The sequence below is a fragment of the Bacillus sp. NPDC057893 genome (assembly GCF_042796455.1).
Lineage (GTDB): Bacteria > Bacillota > Bacilli > Bacillales > Bacillaceae_G > Bacillus_A.
Genome location: NZ_JBHVNG010000001.1, coordinates 483499 through 508794, shown reverse-complemented (window position 1 = coordinate 508794; position 25296 = coordinate 483499). Strand labels below are relative to the sequence as shown.

The following is a 25296-nucleotide window of genomic DNA, read 5'->3' as shown; positions in this document are numbered from 1 at the left end:
TTTTTACTCGTCTTTAACCGAAACGACATCTTCCCAATTCCATTTCTCATAATACCACTCTGGCACATCTATATTTTCAATCCACTTCTTTTCATATTTCCCATCGCTATGAGCAAGCCATACATCAGCTTTCTTACGATTTGAACGGAGCCACATTAATTGGTTGCTCTTCTTAATAAAAATAGGGTTATAATCGCCTTGGCTATTTGATGGCTTTGTAATTTGATTTTGTTCATCGTTTATACTATTTACTGCATATAAAGATGGTAGTGGTCTTTTTTCTAGAGGGACCGATAGCTCTGCTTCCTTTGCCCTTGAAACGATAATTACATTATCGTTCTTCCATGTGAAATCCCAATCAACATAGCCTTTTGGAGTAAATGTATTTTGCTGGAGAGCCGGCAATTCTTTTATTTTTAAATGCTTATTCTCTAAAGCAACTCTCCCGCTGCCTTCAATATAGGCTAATGTATTTTTTGATGGCGCCCATTTGAACCATTGTGTGTTTAATAACATTTGATCTACTGTTTCAAAACGATTGCCGTCTGATCGAATTAAGCAAAGTGTATTACTATCCGCTGACAAAGAAGCTGTTGGTACTGCCAAAAACGAAATCCATTTTTGATCTGGCGACCACTTAAATCCACTTCCAACTAATGCTAAAAAGTCATCATGCTCATTCGGTAGTGCATATAAATGTTTCATCTTATGAGGATTCATATTTGCATCCTTTTGTATTTCATATAACTGAGCACCTGTCCATCCTATTGGAAGCAAGTACGCTTCTGATGATACAAGAAACTTCTTACCATCAGGATACCATGCATAGTCACCTACACCATTGGCTACATTTTCAAAATCTGCTTTCTTTTTTTCAGCATCAAATATATTTAATGTACGTGCAAATACAAAGGCAATTATATTCTCTGTTGGTGACCATTGATAATTCGATGCTTCTGATTGAGATGGTGTAACTTTCTTTCCATCTTTCAGCCGATACAGTTCCAAATGATTTCGCTTCTTTCCTTTTGCATATGCAAGCCATTCTCCATTATGTGACCATTTCGGCCCTGTTATGTACTCTCCTTTTGTAATTTGTTTTTCTTTCTCACCGATTTTAACCCATAGATTATGATTACGAATAAAAGCAACTTTCACTCCATTATTTTCTGCGCTAGTAATAGAAGTTAAACAGAAAAAAAGGCACAGAATCACGATTCCACTTACTATAAACCTTTTCATATAGCACCCCCATTTCCCTCATAGCATTCCTCACTTTCCACCTACAATATGTGAAAAATATCCATTCGACATAGTCCCCGAAAATTTCCCGAGAAATTTTCAATTCAAAGAGGATTGGTATGAATTATGTCGAAATTATAGTTTATCCAACATTCATTTTTATATTTAACGACAAAAATGTAAGATAATTTTTCGGAATATTGGCGCTTTTTATTAGGGGGAATTTCAATGAAAAAAACTACATCTACACTATTAAGTATGGCGCTCGTCTTTTCGAGTTTTGGAGCTTTAAGCGCCCATGCTGAGTCACTGCAAAAAGAGAAGCAATTTAGTCCACAGTTAAAAGCGAATATTGAGCAATGGGGAGAAAATAAAATCGCGCAAAATGTTGAAACAAAAACATCAAAAGAAATTTCAGTCATTGTAGAATTGCAACATGCTCCACTCGCTTCACAAAGTAACATTCAGCATGCTCCAGATTTAAAAAATAGCAATGTGCAATCATACCATGCGCAACTAAAAAAGGCACAAGAGGATACAACAAAGAAAATTAAAGAAAAAGCACCGAAGGCAACGATAAAAGAAACATATAGTACATTATTTTCTGGATTTTCTATTTCTATCCCAGGAGATCAAATTGCTGCTTTAGCTTCTTTACCTGAAGTAAAAGCAATTTATCCGAACTTAACATATAAGTTACATGAAACATCAAAAAACCCAGCAGATCAAGCAACACCAAACGTTGGGGGCCCTACAGTTGGTGCACCTGAAGCTTGGAATTTAAAAGATCCAACTGGCAAACCCCTTGATGGAAAAGGAATGAAAGTCGCTATTATCGATTCAGGTGTAGACTATACCCACCCTGATTTACAAGCAAATTATATCGGTGGCTATGATACAGTCGATGAAGATAATGATCCGATGGATGGAAACGTCCACGGTACCCATGTTGCTGGAATTATTGCTGGTAACGGAAAAATAAAGGGGATCGCTCCGAATGCTTCTATACTCGCTTACCGTGTCATGAATGATGGTGGTACTGGTACGACCGATGATATTATTCAAGGTATTGAGCACGCTATTCAAGATGGTGCCGATGTTTTAAATCTATCTCTTGGTCAAGATTTGAATGTACCTAATCAACCTGTAACAATGACGTTAGAACGCGCAGCAAAACTTGGTGTTACTGCGGTCGTCTCAAATGGAAATGATGGACCAAAACCTTGGTCTGTTGACGCTCCTGGTAATGCAAGTAGTGTCATCTCTGTTGGAGCATCTACAGTTTCTATTCCGTTTCCAACATTCCAAGTAGCTGGTTCCAATAAATCTTACCAAGGATTACCTTTATCAAAATCGGATTTCCAAGTAGGAAACGATGCCCAACTTGTATATGTTGGATACGGTAATCCAAGTGATTACGCTAAACAAGATGTCAAAGGTAAGTTCGCTCTTGTCTTGCAAGGAACTTCGAGCACGTTAGTAAAAGCAGAACAAGCAAAACAAGCTGGCGCTCTCGGCGTGCTACTAATTTCTAACGAAAAAGAAATTAATATTATGCCTGAATATTTTGGACGTGAAGAAGTAGCTCTTCCAGTTATGCAACTATCCAATACGAATGGTGAAGAGTTGAAAAATTTAATTACAAAGCGCAAGAAAAATATAAAAATTGGACAACCAAACCAAACAGAACTTATTGGGAACTTTAGTTCAAGGGGACCATCGCAAGGAAGTTGGCTTATAAAGCCTGATGTTGTTGCACCTGGCGTGCAAATTACAAGTACAGTACCAAGAGGTGGCTATGAATCTCACAATGGGACAAGTATGGCTGCACCGCAAGTAACGGGGGCAGTTGCTCTATTACGTCAAATGCATCCTGATTGGACGACAGAACAATTAAAATCATCTCTTGCCAATACAGCAAAAACATTAAAAGACGTAAATGAAAATACATATCCTGTGATGGCACAAGGATCCGGTTTAATTAATATTCCAAAAGCAGTAAAAGCGGATGCATTAGTTACACCAAACAATGTAAGTTTCGGTCTAATTAAACCGAATAGCGGAAAAGTAAAATTAACACAAAATATTACATTGCAAAATCTTTCTAGCAAAAAGAAAAACTTTTCAACTCGTATTGAACTATTAGATACAAAAACGAAAGTTCAAACTTCTTTCTCTTCTTCTGTTAGCGTAAAACCTAATAGTAACATCGAAAAGCCTTTTACAATTACTGTAGATAGCTCCTTACCACAAGGTGTATATACAGGAAATCTATATGTAAAAGAGCAAGGGAAGACTGAAGAAATGCGTATTCCATTTACATTTAGCATTGATCCGAAAGAATACAAACGTATTGATGGCCTTGAAATTGTTAATTCTACTTTCAGTCCAAATAATGACCGAATACTAGATGACAACCTTATCAATTACTATTTAGTTACACCAGTTGAGGATGTAACGTTTCATGCTAATTTAATTACGAAAGACCGAGTAACATATCAAGGTATGGTGTATCAAGGTAAAAACGAAACACCTGGTTATAAATCTTTCAAATGGAATGGTACAAAAACTGATGGATCCCCTCTACCTGATGGCTTATACCAAATCGAAGCTGTTGCTTCTAATTCTGGAGGAGAAACGAAACAAACAGGAGCTGTGTTTATTGACCGTACTGCGCCTCAGTTAACATACGAAATTGATCAAGAAAATCTTGTCATTAGAGGGAAAGTAAACGATATACTATTAGATTGGATGACAGAATCTGGTTGGGTTGCTCCAGGACATCCCGTAACGATACAGTATGAAATTAATGGAAATGGCGTATGGGAAAATGCATTCCTGAACCCTTGGGAAAAAAACTTTGAAATTTATTTCGATCGTAATCAATTACAACAAGGGAAAAATACAATCCACATTGTAGCAACTGATGCAGCTGGAAATACAACTAATTTAAACGTTGATTTAGAAGTGAAATAATAAAATTATTGTTGACAAGCTTTTAAATATAGTTTTATAATACAAAACATAGTTTAGTTGAACGAATTATATATCGGCTTTGAAGGAATACTAGTAGCGACTTATATCCCTGTCTCAGAGAACTGATGGTTGGTGTGAATCAGTACATATACAAGCGTGAATTACAATTCTGGAGCTTCTTTCCCGTAATGCTTTTTATGCATGAAGAGAAAGACGGATCTTTCCGTTATCTTAAAGTGAGTGGTAAACAATTTTTCTGTTTACAAATAGGGTGGTACCGCGATTTTTATCGTCCCTATCGGATTTTCCGATAGGGGCTTTTTTGCGCCTTTCCCTTTTAAATAAATTCATATATTACGCGTTGAAAGAATCGCAGTAGTATCTTATATCCCTGTTACAGAGAGCTGATGGTGAGTGTGAATCAGCACATATATAAGTGCGAATTACAATTCTGGAGCTTCTTTTTCGTAGTGCTTTTATGCATGAAGGAAAAGACGGATTTTTTCCGTTATCAGTATTTGAGATGTAAGTATATTTTCCACTTACAAATAGGGTGGTACCGCGATTTTTTCGCCCCTATCGGATTTTCCGATAGGGGCTTTTTCTATTTATCACACAAACAAATATTAAATAATTCCGAATCTTATGATAAAATTTTATAAGCGCTTACAATTTTAAAAGGAGGTGGTGCAATCTATACGAAACAGGTATTCATTTTTATAGAGAAAAAGGAGGATGTCTAAATGACAAAGAAAACAGAAATTCCATCACATTTAAAACCATTCGTATCTACACAGCATTATGATCAATACACACCGGTGAATCACGCTGTTTGGCGTTACATTATGAGACAAAACCATAGCTTTTTAAAAGATGTTGCTCATCCATCCTATGTTAACGGACTACAATCATCTGGTATTAATATAGATGCAATTCCAAAAGTAGAAGAAATGAATGAATGCTTAGCACCAAGCGGCTGGGGAGCTGTAACGATTGACGGACTTATTCCCGGCGTAGCATTCTTCGATTTTCAGGGGCACGGATTACTACCAATCGCAACAGATATTCGTAAAGTAGAAAATATCGAGTATACACCGGCTCCTGATATCGTTCATGAAGCAGCAGGACACGCACCGATTTTACTTGATTCTACATATGCAAAATATGTGAAGCGCTTTGGACAAATTGGAGCGAAAGCTTTCTCAACAAAAGAAGAACATGAGGCTTTTGAAGCTGTTCGTACATTAACGATTGTAAAAGAAAGCCCGACTTCTACTCCTGATGAAGTTGCAGCTGCTGAAAATGCGGTAATCGAAAAACAAAACTTAGTTTCTGGTTTATCAGAGGCAGAACAAATTTCACGTCTATTCTGGTGGACAGTGGAATACGGCCTAATCGGTAATATAGATGACCCCAAAATTTACGGTGCTGGTCTCCTTTCCTCTGTCGGTGAAAGTAAGCATTGTTTAACAGATGCTGTAAAGAAAGTTCCATTCTCAATTGAAGCTTGCACCGGGACAACTTATGACGTAACAAAAATGCAGCCACAGCTATTTGTTTGTGAATCATTTGAAGAGTTGACTGAGGCACTTGAGCAGTTCTCTACAACGATGGCATTTAAAACAGGTGGCACAGAAGGATTAGAAAAAGCAATCCGCTCCGAAAATCATGCTACAACTGAGCTAAGTAGTGGATTACAAATTACGGGTACATTTACAGAGACAATTAAAAATGATACTGGTGAAGTTATTTACACACGAACAAGCTCACCAACTGCATTAGCAATTCATAATAAACAACTAGCAAATCATTCTACATCTGTGCACAGCGATGGATTCGGGACACCAATCGGATTACTAGATGGTGATATTGCATTAGAAAATTGTACAGAAGAACAATTACAATCATTAGGCATTACAATTGGAAATAGCGCAGAGTTTACTTTTGCAAGCGGCATTCATGTAAAAGGAACAGTAACAGACATTGTAAGAAATGATAAAAAAATTGCTCTTATCTCCTTTATAAATTGTGCAGTTACTCATAAAAATCGCTTATTATTTGATCCTTCATGGGGAGCATTTGATATGGCTGTCGGCTCACAAATCACTTCTGTATTCCCAGGAGCGGCAGATGCGGCTGCATTTTTCCCGATGAATGAAGAAGTACAAGAAACTCCTGATCCACTTGTACTGAATGAGCTTGAACGTATGTATCAAACAGTTCGAGATATACGTAACGATAGTATTTTACACGATACTCATACTGATCAATTAATAGCTATTCAAGAAGTATTAAATAAATTTCATCCGAAAGAATGGTTGCTTCGTCTTGAAATTTTAGAATTGCTTTTAGAACATAACAAAGGTCACGAAGCATCAGCAGCATTATTACAACAACTTTCTACTTTCACAACTGAAGAATCTGTAACACGTCTTATTAACAATGGTCTTGCGTTACTGCAGGTAAAGGATGTGAAAAATGATGCTACGATTAACTAATGAAGAAGTACAAGAGGAATTAACAAAGCTGGATAAATGGACCGTGAAAGATGAAAAATGGATTGAAAGAAAATATATGTTTTCCGACTACTTAAAAGGAGTCGAATTTGTCTCTGAAGCCGCCAAACTATCAGAAGAACATAATCACCACCCATTTATCCTTATCCAGTATAAAGCAGTCATTATTACTTTGTCATCATGGAATGCAAAAGGTTTAACGAAACTAGATTTTGACCTTGCAAAGCAATTTGATGAACTATTTTTACAAAATGAAAAAGCTATTATAAGAAAGTAAAAAGAGAAGCCTTTTTTAGGCTTCTCCTTTTACTTTAAAATGTATACAATGTCCAAACGGATCCTTGGCCTGTAATATTCCATCTTTATACGTAGCAACCACGCCAATATATTTTAAGCTTTCACATACTTGCTCTTTTTGTTTTTCATCTGCTAGTACAATGGTGAAATATTTCAAGCCGACGGAATTTGGCATTTGTGGTGGTATATCCTCACCTTGCCATGTATTTAAACCGATATGATGATGATAACCACCTGCTGATACGAACAATGCTCCATTACGAGCTGGAATTGTTACATCAAAACCAAGACCATCAACATAGAAACGTTTCGCTTCTTCTAAGTCAGCTACATGTAAATGAATATGCCCCATCACAGTACCAGCCGGGAATCCATTCCATGTACTTCCTTGCTGTAATAATCCTTCGCCGTCTAACGGGTTACTAACAAATGGTAGCTCTCCATTTTCATCATGCCAAACTTCTTTTTGGCGATCATGATAAATTTCAATCCCGTTTCCATCTGGATCAGCTAAATAAAGAGCTTCACTAAAGAAATGGTCAGCCCCACCATGTAATGGGTGTACTCTCTCAACAAAATGACGAAGAATATTTGCTAAGTCTTGTCTGTTTGGTAATAAAATTGCATAGTGATATAAACCAGTTCGACCTCTTTGCTTCGGAAGAGCATCTTCCTTTTCTTCTATTATGAGAAGTGGCTCATTTTCCTCATTACCAAACGTAACGATTGTACTTTTTTCTTCCAGTACCTTCATACGCAATACTTCTGTATAAAACTCTAGCGATTTCTTTAAATTTGATACATATAAATGAACAACCTCAAGTGTTGTTTCGGGATGAAGTGGAAAGCCCATTTTGTTATACCCCCATTTTAATTAATTCTTCTTGAACATTTTCTCTTTTAAGAAATTATCTACAAAACCATCAGCTTTCGCAACAAATAAGTATGCACCCATCGCTAATAATGCAAGTTCTAACTCAAACCCAGGATTTTTCCCGTCTCCTAACAAGCCAGCTGACCATTTTACTTTCACAATCGCTCCAACCATAACAAGTGCAAATAATAAGCCAATATATCTTACACCTAAACCTAGAATTAACAATAGACCTCCAACTAATTCAAATGTTGCTACACCGTATGCAAGTCCTCCTGGTAAACCAATGCTTGTAAACCACCCTGCAATATTGTCAATTCCTGATTGGAATTTTGTTAAACCGTGCATAAAGAACGTTACCCCTAACACGATACGAATAATTAAGTTGCCAATATGTTGATTCATTTCTTTCTCTCCTTTATAGTTTTCTTATACAAAACTTTTATTTACATTACAAAACATACACTAATTATTTTTATTCGTCAATTCATTTTTCATGAGAAAAAATATTTTTTTTTTGCTATGATACAAATAGTTGTTTACAAAAAGGAGCATGATTTTATGAATATCGGTTCTGCGATTCGTGAAATTCGTCAACGTAGAGGAATTACGATTGCCCAAATTTGTGAAGGAACAGGTCTTTCTAAAGGCTTTATGAGTCAGGTTGAAAACAATAAAACATCACCATCTATCTCAACTTTAGAAATGATTGCTAATTTTTTAAATGTTCCCCTTCCATATTTATTGTTAGAACAAAAAGATCGTTTGAAAATTATAAAAAAAGAAGAGCGTAAATACAGTGTGTATGGAAAAGATGAACAAAGAATTGAGCATGTTGCGGAGCAAGGTGGCCTTCGCCTAAATCTTGTAGAAATTTCTGCCGGATTCCCGAAAGAAAACTCGCCAAATGCTCATGAAGGCGAAGAGTGTCATCTTGTATTACGCGGAAAACTGGAAGTTCAACATGGTGAAGATATTGCAATTGTAGAAGAAGGTGATTCTTTCTCCTGGAATGCATGCGTTCCCCATATTGTTCGTAATATAGGTGAAGAATCTGCATTATTACTTATCTCTAGTCATGCGGAAAATCGAAAACGAGTTTACTAATTGATAAAAAAGAAGCCTGTTTCGTAACAGGCTTCTTTTTTATTCCCTTATAATTCCATAACTTGTCCCAACTAGTACGGTCTTTTCATGTTGATTGCGATAAACTGACTCAATTGAAACTTTTTTATATCCTTCCATTTGCTCAATATTTGTTAATGTTAATTCACAAGTAATCGTATCACCTGTAAAAACTGGTCTAATGAACTCACTTACTAATTCCCTCGCTATGTAATGTAACTCTTCTCCTACTTTCGTACCAATGCTAGCAGTCAATAGACCATGAACCATTAATCGTCCATTCTCATCATATTCCATATGATGTCTACCTTTATCGCCTGTAATATTTGCAAATTCAAAAACTTCTTCCTCAGTAAACCTTCTTTCGTATTTAAATACATCCCCAACTTTTACATTCATTTTTATCCTCCGTTTAATAAACTGAATTTTCTTTTATTTTATCACAAAATAAGTCTCAGTTCAGTTTATATTATTAAAATAGCGATCTTTTTCTTCACTACCTTATAATTTTATCGATGCCCATCCTTTTTTGCCACTTGATACCCATAATACGCACATGTTCCATTTCTTGATAACTCTCTTACTTCAAAACCACAACTTCTATAAAAATCAAAATTACTAGCGGATGTATGCGCAAACCAATCGCCATGCGGAAGCTTTTGTAAACAAAGAGCTACAAGTTTCTTACCTAACCCTTTTCCCCTATACTCACACTTCACAACTAAATTTACTATGTTAGCAACCATAATTTGATCAGAAATCACTCTAACCATCGCGACCATTTCTTCTTCATCCCAAATTGTGAAAGCCCATGTGGAATTTTCAAATGCTATCGTAAATTTTTCAATTTGCCAAGAAGGGATATTATCATTACTCCAACCGGCATCTTCGAATAAAGTTTTAATTGCATATGCTGGTACACCGTTCGTTCCCTCACGAATAATAAGTCCATTATGGTAAATATACATGTAATCCCCCCTTTATTTTTTATATACCATTCTCCAAAAGACGCAATTCACCTTTTTTCATCCAACCCGCTTAATGGAATAAACGAGAACATCCATCTCATGAAATGAAGTTGTTTTCTCATAACTAAGCCCTGTTTTTCTAGCAACAAATATTGAAGCTGGGTGGTTCGGATTAATAAGTGAAATTAATTTATTCATTTGTAATGCTTGAAAACCATAGTCTCGAAATGCTGCCGCAGCCTCTTTCGCATACCCTTTCCCCCAATACTTAGGAAGTAGCCAATAGCCAATCTCAATTTCCTCTTTTCCATCTACCTTCTGCTTGACAAGTCCTGCATGACCAATTCGTATCCCTGTTTCCTTTTCAATCATTACAAATAAACCGAGACCATTTTTATAATTTGGAAGTACCCTCTCCTCCAAACTTTTTTTACATTGCATAAATGTTTTTAACGTTCCATTTCCAATATAGCGCATTACCTTCTCATCCCCCCATAAAGAAGCATAAAACGGTAAATCATCCATTGTATATTTGCGAAATTGTAAGCGATCTGTATGGAACACTCTTTTATTCACTCCCATCATTTTGAACATCATTACATAACTATATATTTCAAACTATTTAAGCGTTGAATAATTCATATCAAGAAATTTGTAAAAAAGAAAGAAAATTCAATCTTATAAAAGCGTATTATATCAAAAAAAAGCAGTAGACAAAAGAGTGTCTACTGCATCCATATCATTACTAGTATAAAGAAAACTACAATTGAGGGGGTGTAGGATTTTCAAATATACTAGATACTTATCCCGTTCTAACGGGCGGTAAACCTTCCAATCTTTTGAGTGGAAAGTTTACCGCACATAAGAACTTTGCGGTCATTAAGAAAGCACTGTTAAGTACTCAAATACACGCTGAGCTTTTTCTCCACCCATTCGTGCATGTTGAAGAAGAGAGATGCCATGTGGACCAGATGCACGTAATGCTTCTGGTTGTGCTACTAAAATGGCTTGTACGACTTCAAGTTCACCAAGCATAGCCGCTGCAAAAATATCCATCCGAGCTCCCTTTTCCAGTAAATAAAGTGCAATATCTTTACGTCCTACATGGGCCGCTGCTCCTAAGGCACTTTCCCAATCTGAGCCGCCCCAATTATAAGAAGCGTGAAGTAAGCTTGGCGATTTCGCCAATAGTTCCTGTACTTTTTCTAAATCTCCGTGAGCTGCCATAACAAATTCTCTTACTAATTCAGTGGTAATACGCTCTTCTGTTTGCATCGCTCTGCTCCTTTTTTAGAAATTCGTTTCGGTGTAAAAAATGGCTTGTCGCTTCCTTGAAAAATATCTACTTCTATGCCAAATACATGTTGAAACATTTGTTGACATAATACTTCTTCTGGTACACCGTCATACTGAATCTTTCCTCGCTTTAATACGAGTAAACGATCACTATATTGAGCCGCTTGGTTAATGTCATGTAAGACCATTATAATTGTCATACCAAACTCCTCGTTTAATCGTTTCACAAGTTCCATTACTTCCAACTGGTGAACAATATCCAAAAAGGTTGTTGGTTCATCTAATAATAAGACATTTGTACGTTGTGCTAGCGTCATCGCAATCCAAGCACGTTGTCTTTCTCCTCCTGACAAAGACTGTAAAAGACGATATTCATACCCTTCAAGATTTGTAACAGACAATGCCCAATCAACAATTTCTTCATCTTCTTTATTTGAGCGACTACTCCATGATTTATGGGGACCTCTTCCGAACTGTATTAGTTCTTTCACTGTTAAATCTAATTGATGATCATGCATTTGTGGTAACATCGCTAATTGCTTCGCTACATCCGCACTCTTCATCGTATGAATATTTGTCCCATCTAAAATGATATTTCCTTCGCTTTGTTTAAGTAGCCGTGCTATTAAACGCAGCAAAGTAGATTTCCCGGATCCATTCGGACCGATTAAACTAACGATTTCTCCAGCTTTAATATGTACATTCATATTTTGCATTTGAAATCTTTCAGAATGTGCGTAAAACACTTTGTTAACGGAAATCACGTTGTTTTCCTCCTCTATGAATTAAATATAAGAAGAACGGACCACCTAAGAAGGACAATAAAATACCAACAGGCAATTCGATTGGATCGAACCAACTTCGAGCTATCGCATCCGCGAAAACAAGTAATATCCCTCCGCCAAGGCATGATAATGGCAGTAAATATTTATAGTCATTTCCAACTAATAAACGTAACATATGCGGTACGACAAGACCTACAAATCCAATTAGACCAGCAACACTAACCGCAATTCCAGCTAACATTGTACTTACTACTATTAAATAAAACCGACTTCTTTCCACGTTATGCCCTAATAATTTCGCCATTTCATCCCCAAGCATTAATACTCGAATGTGTTTAATACCGAAGAAAGCTAATATAATAGCGAATATTGCATAGTAAATAATCATATTTAAATGTGCCCAGCTCACACCACCAATACCGCCAGCTAACCACGGTAACACGGATTGTACTTTGTCACTATGTAATAACATTAATGCTGACGTTGCTGCACCAATTAATGCATTGATTGACACACCTACTAAGACGATTCTTGAAGGCGGTGCCCCTTTTTGCCATGATAAAGCATAAATGACCATCGCTGTTATGAAAGCTCCTAAAAACGCTCCTAGCGGTAAAAAAGCCATGTGCTGAGGAAATAGAATCATAATTACAATTGCTACAAGACCCGCTCCAGATGAAACCCCAATAATTCCAGGGTCTGCAAGAGGGTTTCTCATAACCCCTTGCAGTAATGCTCCAGATGTAGCTAAACACGTTCCTACTATAAACCCAACGAGCACTCTCGGTATGCGAAGATCCCATACAATTCGATGAACTGTCGAACTTTCATCTTGTATCCCTGTTAGAATGTCTCGTAAAGAAAAAGATAAACTTCCTGCGAAAAGACCGTAAAAAAGGCTTAGAAATGTTAATACGACTAAAGTAACTGCTATTATCCATCTTTTTCTCGCAAAAGGATGTTCCTTTTCTCTTACTATTTCACTACTCTCCATACTTATCATTTCCTTACATCTTGTATACTTTTATACATGAATTCCATCGCTTCTGTAACTTTTGTCCCAGGATTTGATCCAAATAAATCTGGTGGCAAAATAACTACACGATTTTGTTTTACTGCATCTAAATTTTTCCATGCTTCATTTTTCATCATTTCGCCTTCAAATGCTTTTTTCACACTATTGGGATCTCCATGTGTAATTAAATAAATCACATCTGGATTTGCTTCAATAATACGTTCTACACTTAGCTGTGCATATTGCGGATATTCTTTCATTTCTGGAAAACCAGCTGCGATATTTTTCCCGCCTGTTTTTTCTAAAATATCCCCTGATAGAGATGTTGGTAATGCCGCTAAATAAGTGCCTGGCGCTCCATAAACTAGCAACGCTTTAATATCACTCTTTTTCTCATATTTCTTCATTTGATCATTAATTTTTTGGTTAAGCTCTTTTGCTTTATCTTCTTTCTTCATTACTGTTCCATACATTTCAATACTCTTTTGAATATCTTTTACAGAGTTTGCTGAAGAAATGATTACTTTTGTTCCTTGCCCTTCAACCGTTGGAATACTTTTTTGGAACCCATTATTAGCAATAAGTACGTCTGGCTTTAAACTAGCAATTTGTTCAAAGTTTGGCTGATGTGCATTTCCAATTACTTGTGTTTTTTGCAAATCTTCTGGAAGGGGAATTTTTGCATCTGGACGCCCGACGATTTTCCCTCCTAAAGCATGGATAATATTCATATCCCCCATACTTAGCGTCGCAAAACTTTCAGGAACTTTATCAAATGTTACCTTTCTGTCTGAGAAGTCGGTAATTTCGATTTTGTCTGTTCCTTTGTCTGTTTTTGTTGCGGATGCTTTTTCGTTTTCTTTTGCACTGCAACCTATTAATAAGAAAAAAATAGATAAGATCGCTGTGAACAGCGTAATGGATTTTTTCATACTTTCACTCCTAGATGATAATGATAATCATTAACTACTATTCTACTTTAATTGATAAGGATTATCATTGTCAATATGAAACGCATACATTTTCTACAAAAATGAAAAAACGCTACAAAAAGATTTCTTCTTTTCGTAGCGTCCTATTTAACAATTTTCTTCATATTCGCTCTCCTCTAGTTGATCACGCATCGCTTTCACACGCTTAAAGAAGAAAAAAGAAAAACATAAAAATACAATGACACTCCCCATCATAACAAAAGTTTGTACCGTCTCTTTTGCTCCATTCGGAATTAATAAACCAACCATCAAAAATGTACTTACTGCGAGAAGCACTTGTCCGAAACGGGTATAATCTGCTATTTTTTCTTGTAATTCTTTCATCTCTTTATCACTCCCATCCTCACTTTATCACATTCTATTAAGCTTAAAGACAAGTAAATAGAACCAAACTGGGAGATGTTTTCCAAAGTAAAAAAGAGCCGCTTAAATGCAGCTCTTTTTTATCTATTATACGCCTTTATACGCTTCCATATAGACTTCTTTTAGCTCTGAAATGAGCGGCAATTTTGGATTAGCTGTTGTACACTGATCTTCAAACGCTCTTTCTGCTAATATTCCAACAACCGCCTCAAATTGTTCTTTAGCGACTCCTTGTCCTGCGATACTCATATTAATATTCAATTTTTTTCCAAGCGCAATAATTGATTTGATAAGTGATTCCACACCCTCTTCTGTTGAACTCGCTGGAAGCCCGAGCATCCTCGCAATATGTGCATAGCGTTCATCTGCCACAAAATGCTCATATTTTGGGAACAATGCGTGTTTCCTTGGCTTAATAGCGTTATAGCGAACTACATGTGGCATAAGAATTGCATTTGCACGTCCATGTGGAATATGGAATTCTGGTCCAAGTTTATGTGCTAAACTGTGATTAATACCAAGGAAAGCATTAGCAAATGCCATCCCTGCAATCGCAGAAGCGTTATGCATTTTTTCTCGCGCCTCTTCATCATTTCCATCTTTATATGCTCTCGGTAAATATTTAAATACGAGATCAATTGCTTTTAACGCTAAACCGTCCGTATAGTCATTTGCCATAACAGACACATATGCCTCAATTGCATGCGTTAATACGTCCATGCCGGTATCTGCTGTTACATGAGGTGGTACTGTCATTACAAATTGTGGATCAACAATTGCTACATCTGGTGTTAATTCATAATCCGCAAGCGGATATTTTATATTATTTTTCTTATCTGTAATAACCGCAAATGGCGTCACTTCTGATCCCGTCCCTGATGTTGTTGGAATGGCAACAAATTGCGCTTTATTTCCCAAGTTCGGATACTTACATGTACGTTTTCTTATATCTAAAAACTTCTGTTTAATTCCATAGAATGTCGTTTCTGGGTGCTCATAGAAAAGCCACATCCCTTTTGCTGCATCCATAGCTGAACCGCCACCAAGTGCGATGATTACATCTGGCTTAAAGCTTCTCATCATTTCCGCACCTTTAAAAACAGTTTCATCTGATGGATCTGGCTCGACCTCGAAGAAAACCTCGACTTTCACATCATTTGCATGTTTACGTAAATAGTGCGTGACCGTATCTACATATCCATGCTCAACCATTCCTGGATCCGTTACAATAAATGCACGTGAAATATTAGGCATGTTCGCTAAATATGCTGTAGCATGTTTTTCAAAATAAATTTTTGGTGGTAATTTGAACCACTGCATATTCTTTTTTCTATTTGCCAACCTTTTTATATTTAGTAAATGAGTAGCTGTTACATTTTGGGAAACTGAGTTTTTTCCGTAGGAACCACATCCAAGCGTAAGGGATGGAATAAATCCGTTATATATATCACCAATTCCCCCTTGTGATGAAGGCGCATTTACAATGAGACGGCAAGCTTTCATACGCATTCCAAATTGTTTTTGTAATTCTTTATTTGTAGAATGGATGACTGCTGAATGCCCTAAACCGCCAAGGTCTAGCATTTCTTCGCAATATGTAAATCCTTCTTCTAATGAATTTGCTTTTACACAAGCTAATACTGGACTCAGTTTTTCACGAGATAGTGGATACGCCGATCCAATCCCTTTAATTTCAGCTACAAGCATTTTTGTATCTTCAGGTACAGTAATCCCTACTAATTCGGCAATGTACTGTGCTGATTTCCCAACAATATCACTATTTACTGCACATGTATTTTCATTAATAACAAGCTTTTCTAAGTTTTTTCTCTCTTCTTCTGTTACAAAATAACAATTATTTGCAATCATTTCTGTTTTAACATCATTATAAATTTCCTTATCTACAATGATAGCTTGTTCTGACGCACAAATCATACCGTTATCAAATGTTTTCGATAAAATCAAATCATTAACAGCACGTTTTACATGTGCCGATTTCTCTATATAACAGGGTACATTACCTGGACCTACACCTAACGCTGGTTTGCCAGTAGAATACGCCGATTTCACCATACCAGCTCCTCCAGTTGCTAGAACGAGCGCAACACCTTCATGATTCATTAATTGTTTCGTTGCTTCAACAGAAGGTCTGTCAATCCATTGAATGCAGTGCTTTGGTGCACCAGCCTTCACTGCAGCATCGTATACTGTTTTCGCTGCTGCAATAGAACATTTTTGTGCAGAAGGATGGAAAGCGAAAATAATTGGATTTCTCGTTTTTATCGCGATTAATGCTTTAAACATCGTTGTCGACGTTGGGTTGGTTACTGGCGTTACTCCAGCTACTACACCAACCGGTTCCGCAATTTCTATTACTTCTTCATGAGGATCTTCATGAATAATTCCTACCGTCTTGTCTTTCTTTATACTATGCCAAATATATTCAGTGGCAAAAATATTTTTAATGCATTTATCTTCATATACACCACGACCCGTTTCTTCAACAGCCAACTTCGCAAGTGGCATATGTTGATCAACACCTGCAAGCGCCATTTCATGAACAATGTTGTCAATTTGCTCTTGTGTAAAACCTTCTAATGCTTGTAAAGCTTTTTGACCGTTATCTACTAACGTATCAATCATCTCTTTTACCTCTTGCATTTCATTTACAACTTTCTCTTTGACTACCATGTAAATTTCCTCCTATTCTGCTATCTTGGACTTTATAAGTCCCTATAGGTCATAAAAAGTCCCGATTAGCGTAAAAAAATAGAGTTACCTTCCTACATGAATCCTATCGTTTGTGAAACGTTTCACAAGTTCATTCGTGAATAATATTTCATGAATTCAATATACATGAAATCATTTCGTTTGTGTATGTCTAATTTGTGAAACATTTCACAAATTAATATAATAAAAATGCACTGCTCATATAGAGCAGTGCATTTTTATTATGCTAGCGCTTGTGCTAAATCTTCAATTAAATCTTCACCATCTTCAATACCAACAGAGATGCGAATTAATGTATCTGTAATTCCTAATTCTTTGCGGCGATCTGCTGGGATGGATGCATGTGTCATTTGAGATGGGATAGAAATTAAACTTTCTACTGCTCCTAAGCTTTCAGCAAGTGTAAAATATTGCAGTTTCTCAAGTACTTTATTTAACGTTTCCTCACTATCTACATCAAATGAGATGATAGCACCAAACCCGTTTGCTTGTTCTGTTGCTAATTCGTGATTTTGATGTGATTCAAGACCTGGATAATATACTTTATTTACTTTTGGATGGTTATTTAAAAACTCAGCAATTGCGCGTGAATTTATTTCATGCTCTTCCATACGAATTCCTAATGTTTTTAAACCGCGAAGTAGTAAGAAGCTATCTTGTGGTCCAAGAATACCTCCTGTTGAGTTTTGTACGAAATGAAGGTCTTCTGCTAGTTGCGGGCTATTTACAACTACTAGGCCTGCAACTACATCACTATGCCCACCTAAATATTTCGTTGCACTATGAAGTACAATGTCTGCTCCTAAAGAAATTGGCGACTGCCAATATGGCGTCATGAATGTGTTATCAATAATTGTTAATAAATCGTTTTCTTTAGCAAGAGTGGATATTTTCTTAATATCAGTAATTTTCAGTAATGGATTCGTTGGTGTTTCCACATAAATCGCTTTCGTATTTGGACGAATTGCTTCTACAACTTCCTCCAAGTTTGTTGTGTCTACAAAAGTATGCTCAATACCGAAACGATTTAATACTTTCGTGATAATACGATACGTCCCGCCATAAACATCATCTGTTAAAATGACGTGATCTCCTTTTGAGAATAGCATAATAGTTGCTGTAATAGCTGCCATCCCTGAACCAAATGCAAATCCTGCATGGCCATTTTCTAACACTGCAATCATTTCTTCTAAAGCTGAACGAGTTGGATTACCAGTTCTAGAATATTCATATCCTTGGTGCTTACCAACTGCTTCTTGTTTGTACGTACTCGTTTGATATATCGGCACGTTTACAGATCCAGTTGACGGTTCTCCTATGCGAATACCATGAATTAACTTTGTCTTTGCTCTCATTTTTTATTCCCATCCTTTGTATATGTCTTTGCTTAAATAGCGCTCACTACTATCAGGAAAAATCGTTACAATATTTGTACCTGGTGTTGCTTTCTCTGCCTCAAGTAAGCTCGCATGAAATGCTGCTCCTGAAGAGCTTCCAACGAGAAGTCCTTCTTTTTGCGCTAATTCTTTCACTCGTAAAAATGCATGTCGATCAGAAATCGTATGAATTTCATCAAAATAAGATGTTTTCAAAAATGGTGGAATGAATTCAAGACCAATACCTTCTGTTTCATGTGAACCAGCTTTACCACCATTTAAAATAGAGCCTTCTGGTTCTACAATAACCGTTTTAATATCAATATTTTTCTCTTTCAAATAAGATGCAGTTCCCATAAACGTACCGCCAGTTCCTGCCCCTGCAACAAATATGTTAATCTCTCCATTCAGTGCCGACCAAAGTTCAGGTCCTAGCGTTTTAAAATAAGCGCGAGGGTTTGCTTCATTCGCAAACTGACTTGGAGAGTATGAATTCGGTATTTCATTTACTAACTCTTTCGCTTTTGCAATTGCGCCGGTCATTCCTTGCTCAGTCGGTGTATGCACGACCTTTGCACCTAGCGCTTTCATTAATTCTTGCTTTTCAATACTAAATTTCTCTGGTACACAAACGATGACGCGTAAATCATGTTGTAACGCTGCAAGTGCCAGTCCAATGCCAGTATTTCCAGCCGTCGGTTCAATAATTGTTCCGCCCTGGGTAACAAGCCCTTTTTCTAACGCATCTTCGATTAATTCTCTTCCTAAACGATCCTTAACGCTTCCGCCTGGGTTGTAAAATTCAAGCTTTGCAAATAAACGGACTCCTTCTGGAAGTGAAAAACGAGTAATTTCTATAATTGGTGTATGACCAATCAATTCATGAACGCCACGATATACATTCATCGTGTTCTCCCCCTTATTTGCCAATAAAGAAAAGGCAACTGTATGTATTTTCTTTATATGAGACAGTTGCCTTTTTGTTACATTACTTTAACTCTTCTAGTACTTTTACGATAAAGTTTGTAGAATGAAGAGCTGCTTGATCTAAAAATTGATCAAATGAAACATTTGATTCTTTACCAGCAATATCAGAAAGTGCACGAATAATAACAAACGGAACTTCATATTGGTGGCATACTTGTGCAACAGCTGCTGCTTCCATTTCTACTGCATAAAGATCTTCAAATTTATCACGAATTGCTGCAACACGGTTCGGATCACTCATAAATGAATCGCCTGTTGCAATCATACCTTTTACAACTTGAATATTTTCTTCTGCCTGCATACATTTCTCAGCTAATGCAACTAATGCCTCATCAGCTTTAAATCCAGGTGGCATTCCTGGCACTTGACCATATTCGTAGTTAAATGCTGTTACATCTACGTCATGGTGACGAACTTCTGTTGAAATAACCACATCTCCAACATTTAAAGAATGATGGAATCCACCAGCTGAACCAGTGTTGATTACTTTTTCAGGTTTATATCTTTCTAATAAAATTGTCGTTGACATCGCTGCATTTACTTTACCAATACCAGACTTTAGCAAGATTACTTCATGCCCTGCCAATAGCCCTTTCGTAAATTCACAACCTGCAACAGTTTCTGTTTCTGCTTGTTCTAGTTTGTCACGTAAAATACGTACTTCTTCTTCCATTGCTCCAATTACAGCAATTCTCAATCTAATCCCTCTTTCTATTGCTTAGTTGCCTCCATTACCCAAACGAAATGATTTAATCTCGTAAACGTTACGTGGAAGCCATTGTTTTCAAAAATAGATTGCATGATCGGAATACGTGTATAGTATTCTGTTTGCAAATCGTTTGCTAACTGATGAAAACCTCTTTGTTTTGCTACTTCGACAGTTTTATCATATGCATCTTGATCTGCAAATATCGTATCAGCAAACACTATTTTACCACCTTTGTTTAGCAATTGACTATACTTCGCAATTGCTACGTCTTTTTCTTCATCTATTAAATGATGAAATGCGTAAGTGCTCACAATAGTATCGATTGAATTTGGGACTTCAAATGAAAGAAAATCACCCTCTGTAATTGAAAACTCTTTTGGTAATTTCTCTTTTGCAATAGTACGCATTTCGCGTGACGGTTCTATACCGTAAACTGTATGGCCGGCAAGTAATAATTTATTTGTTAAATTGCCAGTACCAACACCGAATTCTAATACGTTGCCAAATGACTTGTTAACTACATCCTCTAAAATGTCCTCATAATGGGCGAAAACTTCTTTATATTGTATATCTTCGCCTTGTACAAATGAGTCGTACGTATGAGCCCATTCATCAAATAAACCATTAAATTCTGTTCCCATAAAAATTCCCCTTTTTCTTATCGGTTTTATCAGTATGATATTCCCTCTTTCTAAAAATGTCAATTGAAATGTACGTAGTATTTCCTCCTTTTCTTTGTTACACTATAGGTGATTACATAGGAGAGGGGTCGTCTTCGTGTCATTTACCTTTGAAATGTTAGAAGATAAAGTAGAGTTTTTTGAAGCGGCAGACTTAGCTTCTTTAGAAAGAAAAATTAGTGAGCAAATTGACAATAATAAAGCACTTATGCTCGAAGTACATCACATCTCGCATCAAATGGTTATGGATCCTGAAAGCAAAAGACCTTATTATAGTGCGGTTGTTCATTTTAAATTAAAGAAATTACGCTAACTAAAAAAGAGAAGCTCATAAGAGCCTCTCTTTTTTAGTTTAGAGTTTGAACAAGTACTGGTTTCCAGCCCTCATTGTCTACCCAATCAATATTTACATAATATTTTTTACCTGATTGCTTATCTTGGACATTACCGTACGCTTTATTTTTACCGTTATTTCCGATTCTATGAATAACTAATTGCTCTACTGGAACGTCAATTGCAGTGGAAATCGCTTGATTCATTTCATTCCAATCTGCTGAACCTTTTTTAAACGTCATCGCAGGTGTTGCACCTTGCTGCGTACCTACTGGCTTCCAAGAGGATTTCGTATACGCATCTGTTGCCTTTGGCTGTGTTTTTTCAGCTGGTTTTTTCTCGGTAGCTTTCGCTTCCTCTTCAGCTTTTTTCTTTTCTTCTTCGGCCTTTAGCTTCTCTTCTTCCTTCTTCTTAGCCTCTGCTTTCTCTTGCTCGTTCTTCTTCGTCTCTTCTTTACCTTTAGCTTTCTCAGCTTTATTCTCTTTTGTTGGTTGCTGAGTTACTTTTTTATCACTAGAAGACGCTTGCTCTTTTCTTTCAGGAACAAACAATTGATATGATACAATAGCTACTAATATTAATACAATTGCAATTGCAATATTTAAAACACCGTTTTGACGACGTTTTTGTTGTTTCTGTTGGAATCTAGATCCTCCTGCCATTCTTCAAACCTCCATGCAGTTTTTCATACTTGCTATTGTAACATTAAATCTAGAAAGGTTGAACATTTACAATAATATTTTCACGAAATGAAAACATTTCATAAATAATTGCAAGATTACTTTTCAACTTCTAATTGATGAATTGCTTCTACCATTTCTGCAAAAGCTGGTGTAACTACATTTACGTTATCTGTTTCTATATCAACTACAACTAAAGCATATCTTGGGTTTTCATATGGAAAATAACCTGCAAACCAGCGATTTACCTTCTCTCCTTTTCCTGTTTGTGCCGTCCCAGATTTTCCAGCGATAGTTAGTGGCAACGAACGGAATGCGGTTCCCGTTCCTTTTTCCATCGTTACAACGCTTCTTAACAACTGTTGTAATTTTTTCATCGTTTCATAAGAAAGCTGTTTCCCATTTAATTTATGATTTTCAAATGTAAAAAAGTCGGTTCCATTTTTATACACTATTTTTTTCACAGCTTTCACTTCCATCTTCTCTCCACCTCTAGCAATTGTCGCCATCATATTCGCTATAGCTAGAGGTGACACACGTACATCTTTTTGTCCGACCATCGTTTGAGCAATCGCTTTTCTACTATCTTTATTTTCTTCGCTCCCCCAAATAATAGCACCCTTTTCTTCTGGCAATTGCTCAAATTCCGGTGTATGAAATACCGAACCTTTCCACCCTACCTTCTTACTTGCCCCTAAGGCCTCTAAATACGTTTCTAACACTCCCCTATCCTTTTGCATTAGTTCATCACCTAATGCGGCAAACGTTCGATTACAGCTTCTAGCAAAGCTTTCCTTGAAGTTTAATGACCCCATCATAACTTGTGGAAGATTTTCACCGTATAAATCCGTATTACAGTTAAATGTACGATTAAACCGCACCAAATTCTCATCAATTACTGCTGCTGCAACTACTGTTTTAAAAACAGACCCTGGAAAATGAGGAGTTAAGATTTGATTTTCAAGTGTAGCTTTATATATCCTCTTATCATTCATCTGTAAGGAAGGCTTACTTACCATTGCTAAAACTTCACTATTCTTTATGTCTAGTAATACTAACCCACCTTTTTTTATTCCATTTTCATCTATAATCCTCTCTGCTCGTCGTTGCAACGTTTTATGTATTGTTGTTTGAATAGTAACTGGATAAAATGGATTTCCTGGTGAAGTGTATTTCGCCTGTTTCCCGAAAATCGGTTCTCCTTGTCGATCCACTTGATATAGTACTTTCGCTTCTCCATCAGTCAGTAAAAATTCATCAAATGATTGTTGCAATCCCGAAATACCAATTGGCGTTTGTTTCGAAGTTTTTTTCATTTCTCCATAACGCTTTTGAAATTCCTGTTCATTCTCTCCCACATCACCAATTAAATGATTTGCCTCTCCCGTTTGCTTCAGTCGAACTTCTGCTGCTACAATACCTAAAATATCTAATTGATTTACCTTCTCCATTTGCTCGAGCGTTAATTGAAATGGGATATTCCCCCTTCTTAATATAAATGCTTGATTCTTATTTTTCATTTGCAGTCTTATCTCTTGTCTCGACACACCAATGATATGCGCAATTTTCTCTAACATGTCATTTTTTATTTGTAAAAATGGAAAAACAATTAAGACTGGATATTTCTCTTCTCCAATTTCCTTACCATTTCGATCTGTAAAATGCCCTCTTCCATTATCTACTGTAAGTGATTGGGTTCGTTGCGTAACACTTTTTTCAATCAAATTGATATTTCGATCAGTAAATGATTCCGTATCTATAATCTGTATTTGGATTAAACGACAAAGTAATAAAAAAATCACACCCATAAAACAAATTAAAACAATTATAATTCTCCGTTTCATTTTCATAAAAAACACCTCGTCTATTGTAGTTTAGACGAGGTGTTTCACCTTTTATACAAATAAAAAATCACTCGTTTTAACACGAGTGATTTTTACGTTATTTTACAGAGATAATCTCTACTTGCATTTCTCCGCCCGGTGTTTGGATTGCTACCTTCTCACCAATTTGCTTACCTAATAAGCTTTTTGCGATTGGAGAATCGTTAGAAATTCTTCCTTCAAATGGATCGGCTTCTGCGCTACCTACAATTGTGTACGCTTCTTCGTCTCCACCTGGTAACTCTTTAAATGTTACTGTTTTACCTAATGTTACAACTGTAGACTCTTCACCATTGTCTTGAATGATAACCGCATTACGGATCATGTTTTCAAGTTGTGTAATGCGTCCTTCTACGAATGCTTGCTCATCTTTCGCTGCATCATACTCAGAGTTCTCAGAAAGATCTCCGAAGCTACGTGCGATCTTAATACGCTCTACAACTTCTTTACGTCTTACTGTTTTTAACTGTTCAACTTCGTTCTCTAGTTTTTGCTTACCCTCTTGCGTCATAGGGTATGTTTTTTCTGTTGCCATGTTTTCCACTCCTTTTATATACCAATCCCCCGAAAAAAAGAGGAGTTCCATATGAAAACTCCTCCGCTTATATATAGCGGAGGTTTCTAGCACACGTGGCACTAGTGGAGTTGTCACATACAACCCCTTATTCTCCAATTCTTCCTTATATAAAGAAGGTATGTATGGAAAGTTGATATAAATATGCCCTCACCTATTGGTAGGTGAGGTTTCATGTTTCATTGTATTCGATAAGAAGGGAAAAAATCCCTTCCTATCGTATATCTTTTACTATGCTATTACAAATTTACTTTTTGTTCAAGAATTGTTGCAATTTTTGTCACCATAATATCAATTGCAACATGATTTTGTCCACCTTCAGGGATAATAATATCCGCGAATTTCTTAGAAGGCTCAATAAATTGATTATGCATTGGACGTACAACGTTTACGTATTGGTCAATAACTGAATCCATTGTACGACCGCGCTCTTCAATATCGCGCTGCATGCGGCGTAAAATACGAAGGTCTGCATCTGTATCAACAAACAACTTAATATCCATTAACTCACAAAGACGCGGGTCTTCTAAAATAAGAATTCCTTCTAAAATGATTACATCTTTCGGCTCAACTGGAATAATTTTTTCTGAGCGCGTATGCAATGTATAGTCATATATAGGCTTTTCCACTTGCTCATATGCAAGTAACTGATGCAAATGTTCAATTAACAAATCATTATCAAACGCTAACGGATGATCGTAATTCGTTTTTAAACGTTCTTCCATTGGTAAATGGCTTTGATCTTTGTAATAATAATCTTGCTCCAAGATTAAAATGGAATGACCTTTAAAATGGTCAAAAATCGCTTTCGTTACACTTGTTTTTCCTGATCCTGAACCACCAGCGATTCCAATTACAACAGGCTTATTCGTCCCCATTCGACTACCACTCTTTC

Annotated in this window: 25 protein-coding genes and 2 other annotated features; of the genes, 5 read left to right on the top strand and 20 right to left on the bottom strand. The window is 36.5% G+C overall.

Annotation, left to right across the window (positions count from 1 at the left end):
- Window positions 1-3: 3 nt before the first annotated feature.
- A complete protein-coding gene (locus ACFVQC_RS02790; protein WP_377897388.1) occupies window positions 4-1242 on the bottom strand; it encodes a TolB family protein in 1239 nt (412 codons plus the stop codon).
- 228 nt (window positions 1243-1470) lie between these two features.
- Between ACFVQC_RS02790 and ACFVQC_RS02785 the strand changes: the two genes are divergently transcribed.
- From ACFVQC_RS02785 to ACFVQC_RS02775, 3 genes are all read left to right on the top strand, one after another.
- The gene (locus ACFVQC_RS02785) at window positions 1471-4218 is read left to right on the top strand and encodes a S8 family peptidase (protein WP_377897387.1); all 2748 of its coding nucleotides are present in this window, start codon (window positions 1471-1473) and stop codon (window positions 4216-4218) included.
- A 70-nt stretch (window positions 4219-4288) separates the two neighbouring features.
- Window positions 4289-4518 (top strand) — a binding site (T-box leader).
- A 52-nt stretch (window positions 4519-4570) separates the two neighbouring features.
- Window positions 4571-4799, top strand: a binding site (T-box leader).
- A gap of 162 nt (window positions 4800-4961) precedes the next feature.
- On the top strand, window positions 4962-6716 hold the full coding sequence (locus ACFVQC_RS02780) for an aromatic amino acid hydroxylase (RefSeq protein WP_377897385.1): 1755 nt from the start codon (window positions 4962-4964) through the stop codon (window positions 6714-6716).
- Window positions 6697-7011, top strand: a complete 315-nt coding sequence (locus ACFVQC_RS02775; RefSeq protein ID WP_002167644.1) for a 4a-hydroxytetrahydrobiopterin dehydratase — start codon at window positions 6697-6699, stop codon at window positions 7009-7011. The genes ACFVQC_RS02780 and ACFVQC_RS02775 overlap by 20 nt, the downstream gene beginning before the upstream one ends.
- 15 nt (window positions 7012-7026) lie before the next feature.
- Here the strand turns inward: ACFVQC_RS02775 and ACFVQC_RS02770 are convergent, their stop codons facing one another.
- Together ACFVQC_RS02770 and ACFVQC_RS02765 are read right to left on the bottom strand one after the other, a co-directional pair.
- Window positions 7027-7884: a VOC family protein gene (locus ACFVQC_RS02770; protein ID WP_377889370.1), complete on the bottom strand. Its 858-nt coding sequence runs from the start codon at window positions 7882-7884 to the stop codon at window positions 7027-7029.
- A gap of 21 nt (window positions 7885-7905) precedes the next feature.
- Entirely contained in the window at window positions 7906-8310 is a 405-nt protein-coding gene (locus ACFVQC_RS02765) for a DoxX family protein (protein WP_377889372.1), read from the bottom strand.
- Between the two features lie 156 nt (window positions 8311-8466).
- On the opposite strand from ACFVQC_RS02765, the gene ACFVQC_RS02760 reads away from it, so the two are divergent.
- A complete protein-coding gene (locus ACFVQC_RS02760; protein WP_088099534.1) occupies window positions 8467-9012 on the top strand; it encodes a helix-turn-helix domain-containing protein in 546 nt (181 codons plus the stop codon).
- A 39-nt stretch (window positions 9013-9051) separates the two neighbouring features.
- Here the strand turns inward: ACFVQC_RS02760 and ACFVQC_RS02755 are convergent, their stop codons facing one another.
- The 13 genes from ACFVQC_RS02755 to ACFVQC_RS02695 form a co-directional block, all read right to left on the bottom strand.
- The gene (locus ACFVQC_RS02755; RefSeq protein ID WP_002160412.1) at window positions 9052-9429 is read right to left on the bottom strand and encodes a hotdog family protein; all 378 of its coding nucleotides are present in this window, start codon (window positions 9427-9429) and stop codon (window positions 9052-9054) included.
- 110 nt (window positions 9430-9539) lie between these two features.
- Window positions 9540-9998 carry a GNAT family N-acetyltransferase gene (locus ACFVQC_RS02750; protein ID WP_002160411.1) on the bottom strand — a complete coding sequence of 153 codons (459 nt, stop codon included), beginning with the start codon at window positions 9996-9998 and terminating at the stop codon, window positions 9540-9542.
- 57 nt (window positions 9999-10055) lie between these two features.
- Window positions 10056-10583: a GNAT family N-acetyltransferase gene (locus tag ACFVQC_RS02745; RefSeq protein WP_002015253.1), complete on the bottom strand. Its 528-nt coding sequence runs from the start codon at window positions 10581-10583 to the stop codon at window positions 10056-10058.
- Between the two features lie 294 nt (window positions 10584-10877).
- The gene (locus ACFVQC_RS02740; protein WP_377897383.1) at window positions 10878-11273 is read right to left on the bottom strand and encodes an ankyrin repeat domain-containing protein; all 396 of its coding nucleotides are present in this window, start codon (window positions 11271-11273) and stop codon (window positions 10878-10880) included.
- On the bottom strand, window positions 11240-12058 hold the full coding sequence (locus ACFVQC_RS02735; protein ID WP_377889377.1) for an ABC transporter ATP-binding protein: 819 nt from the start codon (window positions 12056-12058) through the stop codon (window positions 11240-11242). The genes ACFVQC_RS02740 and ACFVQC_RS02735 overlap by 34 nt, the downstream gene beginning before the upstream one ends.
- Window positions 12045-13073: a FecCD family ABC transporter permease gene (locus tag ACFVQC_RS02730; RefSeq protein WP_377889379.1), complete on the bottom strand. Its 1029-nt coding sequence runs from the start codon at window positions 13071-13073 to the stop codon at window positions 12045-12047. Before ACFVQC_RS02730 ends, ACFVQC_RS02735 begins: the two co-directional genes overlap by 14 nt.
- Window positions 13074-13078: 5 nt before the next feature.
- Window positions 13079-14026, bottom strand: a complete 948-nt coding sequence (locus ACFVQC_RS02725; protein WP_377897382.1) for an ABC transporter substrate-binding protein — start codon at window positions 14024-14026, stop codon at window positions 13079-13081.
- Between the two features lie 147 nt (window positions 14027-14173).
- Complete coding sequence (locus ACFVQC_RS02720) at window positions 14174-14410, bottom strand: YrhC family protein (protein ID WP_002145652.1); 237 nt, start codon at window positions 14408-14410, stop codon at window positions 14174-14176.
- A gap of 126 nt (window positions 14411-14536) precedes the next feature.
- Complete coding sequence (gene adhE, locus ACFVQC_RS02715; RefSeq protein WP_377889382.1) at window positions 14537-17140, bottom strand: bifunctional acetaldehyde-CoA/alcohol dehydrogenase; 2604 nt, start codon at window positions 17138-17140, stop codon at window positions 14537-14539.
- A gap of 260 nt (window positions 17141-17400) precedes the next feature.
- The gene (locus tag ACFVQC_RS02710; protein ID WP_377889384.1) at window positions 17401-18534 is read right to left on the bottom strand and encodes a bifunctional cystathionine gamma-lyase/homocysteine desulfhydrase; all 1134 of its coding nucleotides are present in this window, start codon (window positions 18532-18534) and stop codon (window positions 17401-17403) included.
- 3 nt (window positions 18535-18537) lie between these two features.
- Window positions 18538-19461, bottom strand: a complete 924-nt coding sequence (locus ACFVQC_RS02705) for an O-acetylserine dependent cystathionine beta-synthase (RefSeq protein ID WP_377889386.1) — start codon at window positions 19459-19461, stop codon at window positions 18538-18540.
- A gap of 82 nt (window positions 19462-19543) precedes the next feature.
- A complete protein-coding gene (mtnN, locus tag ACFVQC_RS02700) occupies window positions 19544-20239 on the bottom strand; it encodes a 5'-methylthioadenosine/S-adenosylhomocysteine nucleosidase (RefSeq protein ID WP_002088741.1) in 696 nt (231 codons plus the stop codon).
- 14 nt (window positions 20240-20253) lie between these two features.
- A complete protein-coding gene (locus tag ACFVQC_RS02695; protein ID WP_002145647.1) occupies window positions 20254-20892 on the bottom strand; it encodes a class I SAM-dependent methyltransferase in 639 nt (212 codons plus the stop codon).
- Between the two features lie 136 nt (window positions 20893-21028).
- Between ACFVQC_RS02695 and ACFVQC_RS02690 the strand changes: the two genes are divergently transcribed.
- On the top strand, window positions 21029-21244 hold the full coding sequence (locus tag ACFVQC_RS02690; protein WP_002145646.1) for a YrzA family protein: 216 nt from the start codon (window positions 21029-21031) through the stop codon (window positions 21242-21244).
- Between the two features lie 34 nt (window positions 21245-21278).
- Here the strand turns inward: ACFVQC_RS02690 and ACFVQC_RS02685 are convergent, their stop codons facing one another.
- The 4 genes from ACFVQC_RS02685 to udk form a co-directional block, all read right to left on the bottom strand.
- A complete protein-coding gene (locus ACFVQC_RS02685; RefSeq protein WP_377889394.1) occupies window positions 21279-21926 on the bottom strand; it encodes a YrrS family protein in 648 nt (215 codons plus the stop codon).
- A gap of 116 nt (window positions 21927-22042) precedes the next feature.
- Window positions 22043-23794: a peptidoglycan D,D-transpeptidase FtsI family protein gene (locus ACFVQC_RS02680; RefSeq protein ID WP_377897380.1), complete on the bottom strand. Its 1752-nt coding sequence runs from the start codon at window positions 23792-23794 to the stop codon at window positions 22043-22045.
- Between the two features lie 91 nt (window positions 23795-23885).
- The gene (gene greA, locus ACFVQC_RS02675) at window positions 23886-24362 is read right to left on the bottom strand and encodes a transcription elongation factor GreA (RefSeq protein WP_131232081.1); all 477 of its coding nucleotides are present in this window, start codon (window positions 24360-24362) and stop codon (window positions 23886-23888) included.
- A gap of 278 nt (window positions 24363-24640) precedes the next feature.
- On the bottom strand, window positions 24641-25279 hold the full coding sequence (gene udk / locus ACFVQC_RS02670) for a uridine kinase (protein ID WP_375369585.1): 639 nt from the start codon (window positions 25277-25279) through the stop codon (window positions 24641-24643).
- Window positions 25280-25296: the final 17 nt, after the last annotated feature.

Coding starts and splice junctions, on each gene's coding strand:
- ACFVQC_RS02755 (WP_002160412.1), bottom strand. CDS start 9,429: ATGAATGTAAAAGTTGGGGATGTATTTAAATACGAAAGAAGGTTTACT.
- ACFVQC_RS02780 (WP_377897385.1), top strand. CDS start 4,962: ATGACAAAGAAAACAGAAATTCCATCACATTTAAAACCATTCGTATCT.
- ACFVQC_RS02765 (WP_377889372.1), bottom strand. CDS start 8,310: ATGAATCAACATATTGGCAACTTAATTATTCGTATCGTGTTAGGGGTA.
- ACFVQC_RS02730 (WP_377889379.1), bottom strand. CDS start 13,073: ATGGAGAGTAGTGAAATAGTAAGAGAAAAGGAACATCCTTTTGCGAGA.
- ACFVQC_RS02750 (WP_002160411.1), bottom strand. CDS start 9,998: ATGTATATTTACCATAATGGACTTATTATTCGTGAGGGAACGAACGGT.
- ACFVQC_RS02745 (WP_002015253.1), bottom strand. CDS start 10,583: ATGATGGGAGTGAATAAAAGAGTGTTCCATACAGATCGCTTACAATTT.
- ACFVQC_RS02695 (WP_002145647.1), bottom strand. CDS start 20,892: ATGGGAACAGAATTTAATGGTTTATTTGATGAATGGGCTCATACGTAC.
- ACFVQC_RS02725 (WP_377897382.1), bottom strand. CDS start 14,026: ATGAAAAAATCCATTACGCTGTTCACAGCGATCTTATCTATTTTTTTC.
- ACFVQC_RS02720 (WP_002145652.1), bottom strand. CDS start 14,410: ATGAAAGAATTACAAGAAAAAATAGCAGATTATACCCGTTTCGGACAA.
- ACFVQC_RS02685 (WP_377889394.1), bottom strand. CDS start 21,926: ATGGCAGGAGGATCTAGATTCCAACAGAAACAACAAAAACGTCGTCAA.
- greA (WP_131232081.1), bottom strand. CDS start 24,362: ATGGCAACAGAAAAAACATACCCTATGACGCAAGAGGGTAAGCAAAAA.
- udk (WP_375369585.1), bottom strand. CDS start 25,279: ATGGGGACGAATAAGCCTGTTGTAATTGGAATCGCTGGTGGTTCAGGA.
- ACFVQC_RS02740 (WP_377897383.1), bottom strand. CDS start 11,273: ATGCAAACAGAAGAGCGTATTACCACTGAATTAGTAAGAGAATTTGTT.
- ACFVQC_RS02790 (WP_377897388.1), bottom strand. CDS start 1,242: ATGAAAAGGTTTATAGTAAGTGGAATCGTGATTCTGTGCCTTTTTTTC.
- ACFVQC_RS02785 (WP_377897387.1), top strand. CDS start 1,471: ATGAAAAAAACTACATCTACACTATTAAGTATGGCGCTCGTCTTTTCG.
- ACFVQC_RS02775 (WP_002167644.1), top strand. CDS start 6,697: ATGATGCTACGATTAACTAATGAAGAAGTACAAGAGGAATTAACAAAG.
- adhE (WP_377889382.1), bottom strand. CDS start 17,140: ATGGTAGTCAAAGAGAAAGTTGTAAATGAAATGCAAGAGGTAAAAGAG.
- ACFVQC_RS02710 (WP_377889384.1), bottom strand. CDS start 18,534: ATGAGAGCAAAGACAAAGTTAATTCATGGTATTCGCATAGGAGAACCG.
- ACFVQC_RS02770 (WP_377889370.1), bottom strand. CDS start 7,884: ATGGGCTTTCCACTTCATCCCGAAACAACACTTGAGGTTGTTCATTTA.
- ACFVQC_RS02705 (WP_377889386.1), bottom strand. CDS start 19,461: ATGAATGTATATCGTGGCGTTCATGAATTGATTGGTCATACACCAATT.
- ACFVQC_RS02760 (WP_088099534.1), top strand. CDS start 8,467: ATGAATATCGGTTCTGCGATTCGTGAAATTCGTCAACGTAGAGGAATT.
- ACFVQC_RS02680 (WP_377897380.1), bottom strand. CDS start 23,794: ATGAAAATGAAACGGAGAATTATAATTGTTTTAATTTGTTTTATGGGT.